Origin of the sequence: Rhizobium sp. WSM4643 (genome assembly GCF_025152745.1) — a bacterium.
Lineage (GTDB): Bacteria > Pseudomonadota > Alphaproteobacteria > Rhizobiales > Rhizobiaceae > Rhizobium > Rhizobium leguminosarum_I.
Genome location: NZ_CP104040.1, coordinates 559840 through 574244 on the forward strand (window position 1 = coordinate 559840; position 14405 = coordinate 574244).

Sequence of the window (14405 nt, forward strand, 5' to 3'; positions counted from 1 at the left end):
GGTGGATGAAGCAATGAATTCAAACGGCGACGGCGCTGGACGCGCACGCGAGACCGGCACGCTCGGCAAACTGATGGTTCTGCTCGATCTTGTCACCCATGCAGATGCGCCGCTGCGTTTCACCGATATCCTGGCTCTCGCCGGCCAGCCGCGCGGCACGCTGCATCGCCAGCTGAGCCATCTAGTGGAGGAAGGGCTGATCGAGCTCGATGGTGACGGCCGCTATGCGCCAGGCCTGCGCCTGCTCGATTTCGCCGCGCGCAGCTGGGCGCGCAACGAATTCCGCTCGATCGCCGAGCCGCACCTCGCCGATCTGCAGCGGGCGACCGGCGAGACGGTGCATCTCGGCGTTCTCCGCGGACAGTCGATCATCTATCTCGATAAGGTCGAAGGCCGTCAGCCTGTGCGCATGTATTCGCAGATCGGCAATGCCTCGCCCTGTTATTGCACCGGCGTCGGCAAGGCCGCCTTGTCGCTGCTGCCGGCCGAAGGCCTTGCCAATCTCGTCGCCGGCTTGAGCTTCACCAGCTTTACCGCCTCGACCCATGTCTCAGCCGAAACGCTGCTTGCCGAAATCCGCGAGATTGCCGATCAGGGCTATGCCTTCGACCGTGAGGAGCATGAGGCCGGCATCCGCTGCGTTGCCGCACCCGTCTGGTCGGAGGATCGGACCTTTATGGGTGGCATTTCGATTACCGGCCCGGCCTATCGGTTGTCGATGGAACTTCTGCACCAGTGGGCCGTTCCGGTTCGACTGGCGGCCGGGAGGATCATGGAAGGCATGCGCGTCCGTCTCGGTCCGCGCCGCTGAGGGCACAAATCACAATCGGCCCGCTGCCGGACGCGAGCAGAGCATGCTTATGATGAGCGCGATATTGAGATCTGCCGACGAATCACCACAACTAGAACGGTCCGCGAAATCTACAACCAGTCACCGGCCGAACGCTCAACGCTGAAGCCGATTCCACCAGCGATCGTCGTTTCCCGATGCAATCGAAACATTCATAGCGGGCAGGTTTCGCAAACGGTTTGACGGCCGCTGTGCCGAAGATGAAGAAATGTGATGGCACCCTTGTCGCAAACATCCACGGAAGAAGACGATTATGTTCAGGAAATAGCGGGCCTGAAGACCCAGTTCGATATTTTCCGCTTCATGAAACGGGTGACGGAAGCCTATCGCAGCCGTGCCTTCATGGTCCTCAACCTGCCGCCGGTCACCTCCTTCGATCTTCAGGGCAGCACCGTCATCACCAGCTGGCCGGCCGAGCTTCTGGCTCTCTACGACCAGGAAGGCCTGATGGTGAACAGTCCGGTTCTGAGGCGCCTCAGAACATCCGCGCGACCCTTCTTCTACGACATGTCGCGCCAGAACTGGTCGCGGGACGACGGCAAGTCCATTCTCGTTGCCTCGCTGTTCGAACGTTTCAAGATGATGCGCTGCGCCTATTTCCCGACGCATGATCCTTCCGGCCTGCGCGGCGCCGTCTCTTTCGCCGGCGACCGCGAGCCCTTCAATCCGGCGGAGATGCGCGAGCTGTGCTACATCGCCATCCACGTCTTCGACAGGCTTGCGGAGATCCGCAACCTCGATACGCGCATGACGGACACGCTGACCGACCGCGAGATCGATTGCCTCAACTGGACGGCGGCCGGCAAGACCAGTGCTGAAATCGCCGAAATCCTCACCCTCTCCGAGCACACGGTCAATCACTACCTCAACCGCGCCACCAAGAAGCTCGACACGGTCAACCGCACCCAGGCCGTCGCCAAGGCGCTGCGCATCGGCCTGATCAAATAAGTTGCAAAAAACAACCGACTGCTTTCCAAGCCGCCCAGCGCGTAGGCATACCTTTCCCGCTGAGGGGGCGGCCGCAAGCGCTTTTGCGCTCTTTTCCTGATTTTTCATCTGGCACGCTTTCTGCATCTCTTCGGCGAGAGGTCCAGAGGGGACTTTGAGACCAGCGCCAGGAAATGGCGCGGCCGACACACCGCTGCCCGACGCCGATGCCGCTTTTCTCCCGGCCCTTCGGTGTCGGCGGCGGTTGTTGCGTTTTGGCACCGCTTCTTTCGCAGCTGTTGGCGATTTCATCTTCCTTGTTCACTTTTCGCTGGTCTTTTTTTCGGCTTGCGCTAGTTCGCCCCGGATTGCGCCGGTTCTCGGGGAGACCGTTGCGGCCATCAGGGCGAAAGCCCGGCGGACTTGATGGCCGCAACGGACTGCCAATTCTCCCCGGCGCTCTTTTTGGCCCGCCGGATTTTCCTCCCGATGATTTTGTTTGGCGAAGGCTTCGGTCTCCACTATTTCTACTGCATGATTTAGCCCAAACGGAATCGATTGGGCTAAATCTGCAGCAATTCAAGTGCTACAGCGTCCTTTGCGCGTCTTGAGAGACGCGCGGCGCTGTAGTCTGCAAGAAGCATTGAGGGTGAAATGGCCGACGTCACCAAGGAACAGGTTCTCGAAACGCTGAAGACCGTGCGTGGACCGGATCTCGAGCACGATATCGTCGAGCTCGGTATGGTCTCCGACGTCTTCATCTCCGATGGCAAGGTTTATTTCTCCATCACCGTCCCGGCCGATCGCGCCAAGGAGCTGGAGCCGATGCGGCTCGCCGCCGAGCGCGTCATCAAGGAAATGCCGGGCGTCAAGGGCGCCCTCGTCACACTGACGGCGGACAAGAAAGCGGCCGCCGCCGCTCCGGCTGCCCGCCCTGCGCCGAACCCGCCGCACGGCCATGCCGGCCACGATCACCAACATGATCATGCAGGCCACGCTCACGCTCCTCAACAGCCGCCGCGCGCCGGCAAGATCGGTGTGCCCGGCATCGGCGCCATCATCGCGGTCGCCTCGGGCAAGGGTGGGGTCGGTAAGTCGACCACCGCCGTCAATCTCGCACTCGGCCTGCTCGCCAACGGTCTTCGCGTCGGCATTCTCGATGCAGACATCTACGGTCCCTCGATGCCGCGCCTGCTGAAGATATCGGGCCGCCCGACGCAGATCGACGGCCGCATCATCAATCCGATGGAGAATTATGGCCTCAAGGTCATGTCGATGGGCTTCCTTGTCGACGAGGAGACGGCGATGATCTGGCGCGGGCCGATGGTCCAGTCGGCGTTGTTGCAGATGCTGCGCGAAGTCGCCTGGGGCGAGCTCGACGTCCTCGTCGTCGACATGCCGCCCGGCACCGGCGACGCGCAGCTGACCATGGCCCAGCAGGTGCCGCTTGCCGGTGCCGTCATCGTCTCCACACCGCAGGATCTCGCTCTGATCGATGCCCGCAAGGGCCTCAACATGTTCCGCAAGGTCGAGGTGCCCGTGCTCGGCATCGTCGAGAATATGAGCTACTTCATCGCCCCTGATACCGGCACCCGCTACGACATCTTCGGCCATGGCGGCGCCCGCAGGGAGGCCGAGCGCATCGGCGTGCCCTTCCTCGGCGAAGTGCCGCTGACGATGAACATCCGCGAAACCTCCGACGCCGGCACGCCGCTCGTCGCCTCCGAGCCGAACGGCATCGTTGCCGGCATCTATCGCGGCATCGCCGCCAAAGTCTGGGAGCATCTCGCCGGCCAGTCCCAGCGCCCGGCGCCGGCGATCGTCTTCGAATAATGCATGCCGCCCGGAAGTGTGCAGCGGTTTCCGGGATGACGGCATGCATAAGACAAAATGCATGCCGCCCGGAAGTGTGCAGCGGTTTCCGGGATGACGGCATGCATAAGACAAAATGCATGCCGCCCGGAAGTGTGCAGCGGTTTCCGGGATGACGGCATGCATAAGACAAAATGCATGCCGCCCGGAAGTGTGCAGCGGTTCCGGGATAACGGCATGCATAAGACAAAGAACTGGCGCGCGTAGCATGAATCGGGTTCGAGGCGAGGTGCTTTAGCGAGCCGAATCACCGCAGCGGATACCCCAAATTGTGGGGGAAACGTGGTGAAAAGCCGCGCTTCACGGAAGATGTCTTGATTATTTCACGGCTTTGCTTCATATGCCGCGGCGCCATGATGGCGTTTTGCTGCAGATGCTCAATGAGGCCGTCCCCGTTTCGAAGGGTCCGGCCCGCCTGCAAGTTCGGAGTTGTCTTGTCGATCGAAGGATTGGGAACTGCGATGCAGTTGAGCACAATGCGCATGCCGGCCTTTGAGGTTGGATGCAGCCGGAGAGACTACCGGTGATTACCGCTTACTGTTCCAATTGCAAGTCGGTCGAGATCCGCGATCTGTCGCATGCCGCCTCCTTTCCCGAGGATGTCGTATGGATCGACATGATCGAGCCGACCCGCGACGAGGAACTCTATGTCGAGAAGGTTCTCGGCATCGAGGTCCCGACTCGCGACGATCTCAAGGATATCGAGCCTTCCGCCCGTCTTTATGTCGAAAACGACGCCGTCTTCATGACCGCTTCGCTGCTCTGGAAGGCTGACACCGACGTGCCGACGCTGACCGATGTCGCCTTCATCCTGGCTGGAAATCGCCTGGTCACCATTCGCTACGCCCATCCCAAATCCTTTGCGCTGTTCATCGCTGCCCTCCACCGGCTGCCGGAAAACTGGCGCAGCGGCGCTGCCCTTCTTGCCAAGCTCTTGGAGACGATCGTCGACCGCACCGCCGAAATCCTCGAAATCTCCATCTCCCGTATCGACATCCTCTCGACGCATGTCTTCGGCGATCGGGCAAGGAAGGTGCGCAAGCCCTCGAACTACCTCGAGGAGAAGTTGCGCGATATTGCCGGCCATCACCGGATGATCAGCAAGGTGCGCGACAGTCTCGGGTCGCTTACTCGCCTGCTGACGTTCTTTCACACGATCCCGGCGATCCAGCAGGACCGCGAGGCGAAGGAGCTCTGCCGCACCGTCTCGCGCGATGTCCAGTCGCTGTCGGAGCATGCTTCCTTCGTCGCAGGCAATATCACCTTCCTGCTCGATGCTTCGCTCGGGCTGATCAACATCGAGCAGAACTCGATCATCAAGATTTTCTCGATTGCCTCGGTGGTGTTCTTGCCGCCGACATTGGTCGCCTCCATCTATGGTATGAACTTTCAGGTCATGCCGGAGTTGACCTGGGCCGCGGGTTATCCCTATTCGCTGGCCCTGATGGTGATTTCAGCCGTCATCCCCTTTTTCTTTTTCCGCTGGAAAGGCTGGCTCTGAGGAGCCTGATGCAACTTCATGTCCGAAGAGAGCCATCCGAACGAAAGCCATATGACGCCGCGAAAGCTGTTCTATCTCGCGTTGGGTTCCGTCGGTGTCGTCTACGGCGATATCGGCACCAGCCCGCTCTATGCCTTTCGCGAGGCGCTGAAGCCGGTGGCCCATGACGGCGTCACCCGTTTTGAAGTCATCAGCCTGATCTCGCTGATGATCTGGGCGCTGACGATCATCGTCACCATCAAATATGTGCTCTTCCTGCTGCGCGCGGACAACGACGGCGAGGGCGGCACGCTGTCGCTGCTTGCCCTGCTGATGAAGACCGCCAACGGCCATACCGCCGTCCTGATGCTGCTCGGGCTGATGGGTGCGGCCCTCTTCCTCGGCGACGCGATGATCACGCCGGCTCTATCGGTGCTGTCAGCCGTCGAGGGCCTGAAGCTCGTCACGCCCAGCCTCGCGGAATATATCGTGCCGATCTCGGTGGTGATCCTGGCGCTGCTTTTCATCGTGCAATCGCGCGGCACCGGTGCCGTTGCAAGGTTCTTCGGCCCGATCACCGCCGTCTGGTTCCTCGTCATGGCCGCCGCCGGCATTTCTCATATCTCGGACGATTACGGAATCCTTGCCGCCTTCAATCCCTATTATGCCGTCAGCTTCCTGCTGCATGAGGGCTTCTACGGCGTCGTCGTACTTGGCGCCGTCTTCCTGACGGTGACGGGCGCCGAGGCGCTCTACGCCGATCTCGGCCATTTCGGCCGTCGTCCGATCCAGTGGGCCTGGTTCCTGCTGGTATTCCCGTCGCTGACGCTGAACTATCTCGGGCAGGGGGCGCTGGTTCTCGGCAATCCGGCGACGATGTCCGATCCCTTCTATCTGATGTATCCGAAATGGGCGCTGCTGCCGGTCGTCATCCTGGCGACCGCCGCGACCATCATCGCCAGCCAGGCTGTCATCACCGGCGCCTTCTCGATGGTGCGCCAAGGCATCAACCTCGGCTTCCTGCCGCGCATGGAAATCCTCTTCACCTCGGAAACCAATACCGGGCAGATCTTCGTGCCTTCGGTCAACGCCGTGCTGTTCATCGGCGTCATCTTCCTGGTGCTGAGTTTCAAAACATCGGACGCGCTGGCGACCGCCTACGGTATCTCCGTCACCGGCGCCATGGTCGTCACCTCGATCATGGCCTTCGAATTCGTCCGCGCCCGCTGGAACTGGTCGCTTCCGGTTGCGGTGATCGCGCTCGCGCCGCTGGTGGTGCTCGAAATGATCTTCCTCGGCGCCAACCTTTTGAAGATCCACGACGGCGGCTATATCCCGATCATGATCGCCACGGCCTTTACCGTCGTCATGTGGACCTGGCGTCGCGGCACGGCGATCCTGATGGAAAAGACCCGCCACACCGATATTCCGCTCGCCTCCTTCGTCAGCTCGATCGAGCGCAAGAGCGAACATTCGCCGGCCCAGGTCCCGGGCACGGCGATCTTCCTGACCAGCGATCCGGAATCGGCCCCGGCCGCCTTGCTGCACAATCTCAAGCACAACCATGTGCTTCACGACCGCAACGTCATCCTGACGATCCGCACGGTCAACAAACCGCGCGTCCCGAGCCAGGACCGCTACCGGGTCGAGCAGATTTCCGAGCGCTTCTCCCGCGTCGAACTGCTCTTCGGCTTCATGGAATCTCAGAATGTCTCGCAGGCCCTGGCGACGCTGCGCAAGACGGGACTGAAATTCGACATCATGTCGACCTCCTTCTATCTCGGCCGACGCAAGCTGGTGCCGGACGCCAAGTCGGGCATGCCCTACTGGCAGGACCGGCTCTACATCGCGCTCGCCAACGCCGCCGCCAACCCTTCGGACTACTTCCGCCTGCCGGCGAACCGCGTGGTGGAACTCGGCTCGCATGTTATTATTTGATGGGTTGAAAGAGGGGCGCTTGCTTCGATCCTAGCTGTGCGATGTTTCGGATCTTCGGCCTTCGCGAAAAAGACCCCGCCCCAAACCCCTCCCCACAAGGGGGAGGGGCTTAACTTGCCGCTCCGGTGCTTCCCACTTTATCGTTTCATCCGCAGAACGGCTGATGTTTGTTGCGTGCGAGCGCCGCAAATTAGTCCCTCCCCCTTGTGGGGAGGGGTTGGGGAGGGGACTTTCGCAAGGTGGGGAGGGGACTTTCGCAAGGTGGGGAGGGGACTTTCACAAGGCTGCGACACACCTCATTCCACGAAACTATCAGCCACATTAGAACATCCAAAAGTTCCCACGGTCATATTTCGGCACAGCCCGTTAACCGGACATCAAGGTTAATGCGAGATTTTCAATGGAATGTTCCCGCGTTCCATGCCGGAGTCTGCGTTGCGTCGAAAGAGCCCTTCCCGTAGCAAGCTACGTCTTTTTCCCGAGAATTGGGTGTCGCCTGCAATCTTCGGTCTCGCCGGCTGGCTGATTTTCCCGAGTGTCGCATCCCATGCCGATCTCGCCGCTATGCTTGCCGGCCTCGATCATGAGGGTGAGAACTGGCGCATGGTGCTGACCAATTCGCCGGCCGGCTCCATCCACCAGGCCGAACTCGCCTTCGCCGAGCCGATGGTGACGGGTTCGATCTCCGCCGGTGCTGGCATGGTGCTGCCCGATGGCCGCAAGGTCGCTTTCACCGCCAAGGACAAGGGCACTGCCAAGGATAGGGGTCGCGAGGATACGCCGGACGAGGATCGCGTCAACCGCGGCGCTAAGAAGGGCCGGGTCGTCGCCGTCGAGCAGATGCAGCCGCCGAAGGATTTTTCCGCCGGCTCGATCCTCGAACGTACCAGGATGCTCTTCGCCCCGAGCTTCGATCTCAAGGACCGCTCGGCCTTCGTCAAGCCGAAGATCCAGGGCAAGGAAATCGAGATCGCCACATCTTTCTATAAGAAGCAGCCGGTGGCGATCGATAACGGCGTGCCGGCCATGCTCGCAAGCCTCGTCACCAGCGACAAGGCCGATGTGCTGGCCACCGCCTATGGGCCGACGGCACCCGACTATTCCCGCCAATCGCCCTTCGATTCGATCATGACCGATCAGGACAGCGGCCGCTTCGTTCCGGAGATCGGCCCGCACGACCATGCCTGGGCCGCCAGCATATTGTCGCCGAGCGTCTTTTCCGCTCGCGAACAGCAGTGCCTTGCCTCCGGTATCTATTTCGAGGCGCGTGGAGAATCGGTGAAGGGCCAGGCGGCCGTCGCCCAGGTCATCCTCAACCGCGTCCGCAACCCCTCCTATCCGAAGACCATTTGCGGCGTCGTCTATCAGAACGAGGATTGGCGCAACCGCTGCCAGTTTTCCTTCGCCTGCGACAGCATCAAGGACAGGGTGAACTCCGAATATCACTGGCGAGTCGCCCGCGATGTGGCGATGGCGGTGACATCAGGCAAGATCTGGCTGCCGCAGGTGGGCTCGGCGACTCACTATCACGCCGTCTATGTCAGGCCGAAATGGGCAAAGACCATGGAAAAGGTCGGCCGCATCGGACTTCATGTCTTCTATCGCACCTATGGCGGCGGCTGGAGCTGAGATAAATCGCTTGGGTAAGCCGATTTCCGGCCCGGAAAAGCGGATTCTTTCCGTCGAATTTCTGTGATCGACCCAGAGCCGATTTATCTCTTTGATTTAATGGAATTATTTTCTCGCTGGACAGAAGCTGTCTACGCCTTGACTATGCTAATCCCTAAAACTATGTTGCGCGCGACTTCAGAACGGGCCGGAAGGGTCTCAACCTTCGCGTCCGGGGTCCGAATGACCGGGGTAGCGGTAGTGCGGGCGACGGGCAAAGCGAGGAGAGATCCATGGCGGATGACCGCGAGGAAAGTCTTGAAAAGCGCCGTGCGCAACTGGGAGCGGAACTCGCGACCAAGCGTGTCGAGGCGGGAGTGGAACATGCAAGCGAGGCCCAAGCCGAGGTAAGCCGCAAAGGTTATGCCCAGGCGATGAAGCTTTCCAGCGAGTTCATTGCTGCAATCCTCGTCGGTGCTTTTCTTGGCTATGTTCTCGACCGTTTTGTTGGCACGGCGCCTTGGGGGATGATTGTTCTTCTGCTTCTCGGATTCTGTGCCGGCGTTCTGAACGTGCTGCGTTCTGCGGGGGTGGTGGCCCATCCTCTGGATGACGACAAGAAATAAGGACCGGTTCCTGGTCCAGTGCAATGACCCCGCGTCCTGCGGGCCAAAGAGAGAGAACAAGCGGTGTCTAACGATCCGACTCATCAGTTCCTGATCCAGAAGATTGTGCCGATCGAAATCGGCGGAATTGATTTTTCGTTCACCAATGCATCGCTCTTCATGGCCGTTTCGGCTGCCGCTGCCGCAGGCTTCCTCTATTTCGCGACGTCGAACCGCGCCACCGTGCCGGGCCGTTCGCAGTCGGTCGCGGAAATGTCCTATGAATTCATCGCGAACATGCTGAAGGAAGGCGCTGGCAAGCAGGGAATGAAGTTCTTCCCGCTGGTCTTCTCGCTCTTCATGTTCGTCCTGACGGCGAACCTGCTCGGCATGTTCCCGTATTTCTTCACTGTCACCAGCCAGATCATCGTCACCTTCGCTCTCGCGATTTTGGTTATCGGTACGGTTCTCGTCTACGGTTTCTATAAGCACGGCTTCAAGTTTCTGAATGTCTTCGTGCCCTCGGGCGTACCGGGCATTCTGTTGCCGCTGGTCGTCACGATCGAAATCATCTCTTTCCTCTCCCGTCCGATTTCGCTCTCGGTTCGTCTTTTCGCCAACATGCTCGCCGGTCACATCACGCTCAAAGTGTTCGCAGGCTTCGTCGCCTCGCTCGGAACCTTGGGTGCTCTCGGTGTCGGCGGCGCCGTTCTTCCCCTCATCATGACCGTCGCCCTGACCGGTCTCGAGTTCCTCGTCGCCTTCCTTCAGGCTTATGTCTTTGCGGTGCTGACTTGCATGTACCTCAACGATGCAATCCATCCGGGCGGGCACTAAGGATAACGACATCGACGTCAAAGGGCGTCAGTCATTTGCCGCAACAACCATTTCAAAGGAGTTCAACATGGAAGCGGAAGCAGCAAAGTACATCGGTGCAGGCCTGGCTTGCTTTGGTATGGCCGGTACGGCTCTCGGCCTCGGCAATATTTTCGGCAGCTACCTCTCCGGCGCTCTGCGCAATCCGTCTGCCGCTGACAGCCAGTTCGGCCGTCTGGTATTCGGCTTCGCCGTTACGGAAGCTCTGGGCATCTTCTCGCTGCTCGTCGCTCTCCTCCTCCTCTTCGCCGTCTGATATCGGCGAATAGATGGATCACGGCCTGCGATCGCAAGCCGTGATCCTTTGCATTTGCAGTCCACCTGGAGGTGAGCATGTTTTTTGTGACCCCGGCTTACGCTGAGGAAGCACCGGCGGCAGCGACGGGTACGGATGCGCATGCCGCTCCGGCCGCAGGCGAGGTCCATACCGAGACTGGTGTTGCCGAAGGCGGACACGTCCGCGGCCCGTTCCCGCCTTTCGATTCGACGACCTACGCGTCCCAGCTGCTCTGGCTGGTGATCACATTCGGCGTCTTCTATTTGCTCATGCAAAAGGTCATCGCGCCGCGCATCGGGGCGATCCTCGATCAGCGTCACACGCGCATTTCTCAGGATCTGGAAGAGGCAGGCCGCCTGAAGGCCGAAGCCGACGCCGCCGTCCAGACCTATGAGGGTGAACTGGCCGCTGCCCGCGCCAAATCCAACGCGATCGGCTCCGCCGCACGCGACGCCGCCAAGGCCAAGGCCGAAGGGGAACGCCGCGCTGTCGAGGCAAGCCTGTCGGAAAAGATCAAGGCTGCCGAGCTCCGCATCGGCGAGATCAAGGCCAAGGCCTTCGCTGACGTCGGCACCATTGCCGAGGAAACCGCGGCTGCCGTCGTCGATCAGCTGATCGGCGGCACCGTCGCCAAGGCCGATGTCGCCGCCGCCGTCGCGGCTGCCAAGAAGGAGGCTTGATCGATGGAATTTGCCTTTGATGCGACTTTCTTCGCCTTTGTCGGCCTCGTCCTCTTCCTGGCGCTGGTCGTTTACCTGAAGGTTCCGGGCATGATGGCACGGTCGCTCGACGACCGCGCCGACCAGATTCGCAACGAATTGGCCGAAGCCAAGCGTCTGCGCGAAGAGGCCCAGCACCTGCTCGCCGAATACCAGCGCAAGCGCAAGGAAGCTGAAGCCGAAGCGGCCCACATCGTTGCCGCCGCCGAACGCGAAGCCGAGATGCTGACTGCCGAAGCGAAGAAGAAGACGGAAGAATTCGTCGCCAATCGCACGGCGCTGTCCGAGCAGAAGATCAAGCAGGCCGAGGTCGAGGCGATGAAGGCGGTGCGTTCCGCCGCCGTCGATCTCGCAATCGCGGCCGCCGAAACCGTGCTTGCCAAGCGGGCCGACGTCAAGGTTCAGTCCGAGCTCTTCGGCAATGCCGTCGGCCAGGTCAAGACGCGGCTGAACTAAGCAACTTTGAAAAAGATTGAGAGGAAGGCCGGGCATGTCCCGGCCTCTTCTTTTGCTGGCAAGGCTTGGTCTTTACTCGGCTTGGGGCCGAGGACAATGCGGTACCGTTGAACCGGCATCGCCACCTTCGCCTGGGTCGAATCACGTTTCTCGAGCCGTCTTCGAACCGTTGTAAACAGGGCGAAGGGACATGCCGCAACGTCTCGATTCCCTCTTCTCCCCAGCGGGGAGAAGGTGCCCGTAGGGCGGATGAGGGGGCCGCGAATCCGATTTTTCCTACAATGCCGATGCGCGCTTCCCGCCCGGCTGGCATCGTCTCGACGTGTTCAGGGCGCTGGGACACATGGCGTTGCCGTCGCGGCGGATAGGTAAGTGGGAGCGTGATTGCCGTGCGGCCCCCTCATCCGCCTGCCGGCACCTTCTCCCCGCTGGGGAGGAGAGGACATGTCGCGACCTCTCCGTTCCTCGCGCCCCTTTCACAGAGCATACCGCGGGCTTTTCATTTGCCAGGTCTTCTGTGGGCGATCTATTCGGAAAGCAGTTCATCCGTCTCAGGACCATCTTCGACCTTGCGCAACGGCCTGAAGCTCATCCGGTGCAGCGAGCAGGGGCCGTGTCTCTCGATGCCGGCGCGGTGCTGCGCCGTGCCATAGCCCACATGCGCGGCAAAGCCGTAATCCGGAAATACCTTATGCGCTCGCGCCATCATCCGGTCACGCGTCACCTTGGCGACAATCGAAGCGGCGGCGATCGAGACCGAGCGGGCATCACCCTTGACCACGGCCTGTCCGGGGCAATCGAGGCCGGGCGGCACGTCGAGGCCGTCGGTCAGCACGTAGCTTGCCGGAATGGCGAGGCTGCAGATGGCGCGGCGCATGGCGTCGAGGCTTGCCTTGCGGATATCCGTCTCGTCGATACGCGTCGAACTGGAGGAGGCGATGGAAACGGTCGCAGTTGCCAGAATCTGCACGAACAGTTCCTCGCGCCGTTGCGCCGAAAGCTGCTTGGAATCGTTCAGACCCTCAGGGATGCGCCGGGGATCAAGGATGACGGCAGCAGCCACGACGGGTCCCGCCAGCGGCCCGCGGCCTGCCTCGTCGGCACCGGCGACCGGCCAATGGCCGGCCTTGCGGGCTTTGAGTTCCAGTCGGAAATCCGGCACGAGCGGAACCGTGTCGAAAAGCAGGGGAGAATCGGGTGGCGTGCGAGGTTTCATGCGGCTGAACCTCGCACGCCAACCCGATTGCCCGCAAGTCCCCGGATCAGGGCGGCGGCCGGGGACGCTCCGGCGGATGGTGGCGGTCAGGGCCATCCGCGGGAATTGCGCTCGGGGCTCGAAAACAGGGCGGTTTTGTCGAGCTGCCGATGCGCAAGCTAGAAGCAATTCCAGGAAAAGTGTGCAGCGGTTTTCCGTCCGGAATTGCGTAAAGGTTAGAGGAAATTCCAGGAAAAGTGTGCAGCGGTTTTCCGTCCGGAATGGCGTAAAAGGTTAGAGGAAATTCCAGACAAAGCGCGAAGCGGTTTTGCCGGAATTGCGTGGAAACAAAAGGTTAGAGCAGCGATAGTTGCACGCCGCTGCCGTCTGGCGGCACGAACAGATCGTCGCGTAGCGGCACGCTGCGGCGCGTCAGCTCGAAACGCCGGGCTGCCATTTCAAAGCGCCGGGCGATCTGCCAAGCATAGGGACCGGCGCCTTTCATGCGCTTGCCGAATTCGGCGTCATAATCCTTGCCGCCGCGCATCGAGCGCACCAGCGACATCACATGCCGGTAGCGATCGGGATAATGCTGCAACAGCCAATCGCGAAACAGCGGACTGACCTCGAGCGGCAGTCTGAGGATGACATAACTCGCCTCGGCAGCACCGGCAGCCTTGGCCGATTCGAGGATGCGCTCCAGCTCGTGGTCGTTCAGCGCCGGGATGAGCGGGGCGGCCATCACAGCCGTCTGGATGCCTGCTTCGGCCAGCGTGTGGATCGTCTCCAGGCGCCGCGGCGGCGTGGCGGCACGCGGCTCCATCGTCCGGGCAAGCTTGCGATCCAGCGTGGTCACCGAGATGCCGACACGCACCAGATTCTTGCTTGCCATCTCCTGCAGAATGTCGAGATCACGCAGGATCATCGCCGACTTGGTGACGATCGAAACTGGATGGTTCGCCTTGTTCAACACCTCAAGAATGCCGCGCATGATGCGCCATTCCTTCTCGATCGGCTGATAGGGATCGGTATTGGTGCCGATCGCGATCACCCGCACCTTGTAGCCGGGCTTGGCGAGTTCCCGCTCCAAGAGTTTTGCCGCATCGGGCTTGGCAAACAGCTTCGTCTCGAAATCGAGCCCCGCAGAAAGCCCCATATAGGCGTGTGTCGGCCGGGCGAAACAATAGATGCAGCCGTGCTCGCAGCCGCGATAAGGATTGATCGAGCGGTCGAAGGAAATGTCCGGCGATTCGTTACGGGTGATCGCCGTGCGCGGTTTCTCGACCTGCACTTCCGTCTTGAACGGCGGCAATTCTTCCCACGTCTGCCAGCCGTCGTCGACGGTCTCGCGCTGCTGCGCTTCGAACCGACCTGTCGGGTTCAGTCCCGCGCCGCGCCCACGCCGCCGATCGACCTCGACCCTCAGACCGGAGGAAACGATCATCGCATCGGCAATATCTGCCGTATTGGCAGGCGCGAATGCGGTCTGCCCTGCCAGGGACTGCTCTCTCATCGGATTCTCCCGCGGCGGAAAGCCATCGCTCCCGCTCGTTTTGCTGATTAAATTCCTATCCGCAAAACGAGAACAGTGCAAGAACAAAA

Annotated in this window: 14 protein-coding genes; 11 read left to right on the plus strand and 3 right to left on the minus strand. The window is 60.9% G+C overall.

The window, feature by feature from the left end:
• Positions 1-13: 13 nt before the first annotated feature.
• The 3 genes from N1937_RS02745 (at position 14) to N1937_RS02755 (ending at position 3610) form a co-directional block, all read left to right on the plus strand.
• A complete protein-coding gene (locus N1937_RS02745) occupies positions 14-811 on the plus strand; it encodes an IclR family transcriptional regulator (RefSeq protein WP_026154016.1) in 798 nt (265 codons plus the stop codon).
• A 252-nt stretch (positions 812-1063) separates the two neighbouring features.
• The gene (locus N1937_RS02750; RefSeq protein ID WP_032985019.1) at positions 1064-1798 is read left to right on the plus strand and encodes a LuxR family transcriptional regulator; all 735 of its coding nucleotides are present in this window, start codon (positions 1064-1066) and stop codon (positions 1796-1798) included.
• Between the two features lie 633 nt (positions 1799-2431).
• Positions 2432-3610 carry an Mrp/NBP35 family ATP-binding protein gene (locus tag N1937_RS02755; protein ID WP_260057398.1) on the plus strand — a complete coding sequence of 393 codons (1179 nt, stop codon included), beginning with the start codon at positions 2432-2434 and terminating at the stop codon, positions 3608-3610.
• A gap of 286 nt (positions 3611-3896) precedes the next feature.
• On the opposite strand, the gene N1937_RS02760 is transcribed toward N1937_RS02755, so the two are convergent.
• On the minus strand, positions 3897-4133 hold the full coding sequence (locus tag N1937_RS02760; RefSeq protein WP_017963016.1) for a hypothetical protein: 237 nt from the start codon (positions 4131-4133) through the stop codon (positions 3897-3899).
• Positions 4134-4172: 39 nt separating this feature from the next.
• Here N1937_RS02760 and N1937_RS02765 point away from each other — a divergent pair, with 39 nt between their 5' ends.
• The 8 genes from N1937_RS02765 to N1937_RS02800 all read left to right on the plus strand — a co-directional run bounded on the left by N1937_RS02765 (position 4173) and on the right by N1937_RS02800 (position 11608).
• Complete coding sequence (locus N1937_RS02765; protein WP_311202829.1) at positions 4173-5150, plus strand: magnesium transporter CorA family protein; 978 nt, start codon at positions 4173-4175, stop codon at positions 5148-5150.
• A gap of 18 nt (positions 5151-5168) precedes the next feature.
• Positions 5169-7067: a potassium transporter Kup gene (locus N1937_RS02770; RefSeq protein WP_260057399.1), complete on the plus strand. Its 1899-nt coding sequence runs from the start codon at positions 5169-5171 to the stop codon at positions 7065-7067.
• A gap of 435 nt (positions 7068-7502) precedes the next feature.
• Positions 7503-8696 (plus strand): cell wall hydrolase, encoded by a 1194-nt coding sequence (locus N1937_RS02775; RefSeq protein WP_260057400.1) that lies wholly within the window; start codon positions 7503-7505, stop codon positions 8694-8696.
• Between the two features lie 272 nt (positions 8697-8968).
• On the plus strand, positions 8969-9301 hold the full coding sequence (locus tag N1937_RS02780) for an AtpZ/AtpI family protein (protein WP_017963019.1): 333 nt from the start codon (positions 8969-8971) through the stop codon (positions 9299-9301).
• Between the two features lie 63 nt (positions 9302-9364).
• Entirely contained in the window at positions 9365-10117 is a 753-nt protein-coding gene (locus N1937_RS02785; protein ID WP_017963020.1) for a F0F1 ATP synthase subunit A, read from the plus strand.
• A 67-nt stretch (positions 10118-10184) separates the two neighbouring features.
• Entirely contained in the window at positions 10185-10412 is a 228-nt protein-coding gene (locus tag N1937_RS02790; RefSeq protein ID WP_003545854.1) for a F0F1 ATP synthase subunit C, read from the plus strand.
• Positions 10413-10489: 77 nt separating this feature from the next.
• Positions 10490-11113 carry a F0F1 ATP synthase subunit B gene (locus tag N1937_RS02795; protein ID WP_017963021.1) on the plus strand — a complete coding sequence of 208 codons (624 nt, stop codon included), beginning with the start codon at positions 10490-10492 and terminating at the stop codon, positions 11111-11113.
• Between the two features lie 3 nt (positions 11114-11116).
• Positions 11117-11608, plus strand: coding sequence for a F0F1 ATP synthase subunit B (locus N1937_RS02800; protein WP_162119674.1), 492 nt, complete (start codon positions 11117-11119; stop codon positions 11606-11608).
• A 526-nt stretch (positions 11609-12134) separates the two neighbouring features.
• On the opposite strand, the gene N1937_RS02805 is transcribed toward N1937_RS02800, so the two are convergent.
• Positions 12135-12824, minus strand: coding sequence for a ribonuclease HII (locus N1937_RS02805; protein ID WP_162118375.1), 690 nt, complete (start codon positions 12822-12824; stop codon positions 12135-12137).
• 334 nt (positions 12825-13158) lie between these two features.
• Positions 13159-14316, minus strand: a complete 1158-nt coding sequence (locus N1937_RS02810) for a PA0069 family radical SAM protein (RefSeq protein WP_260057401.1) — start codon at positions 14314-14316, stop codon at positions 13159-13161.
• Positions 14317-14405: the final 89 nt, after the last annotated feature.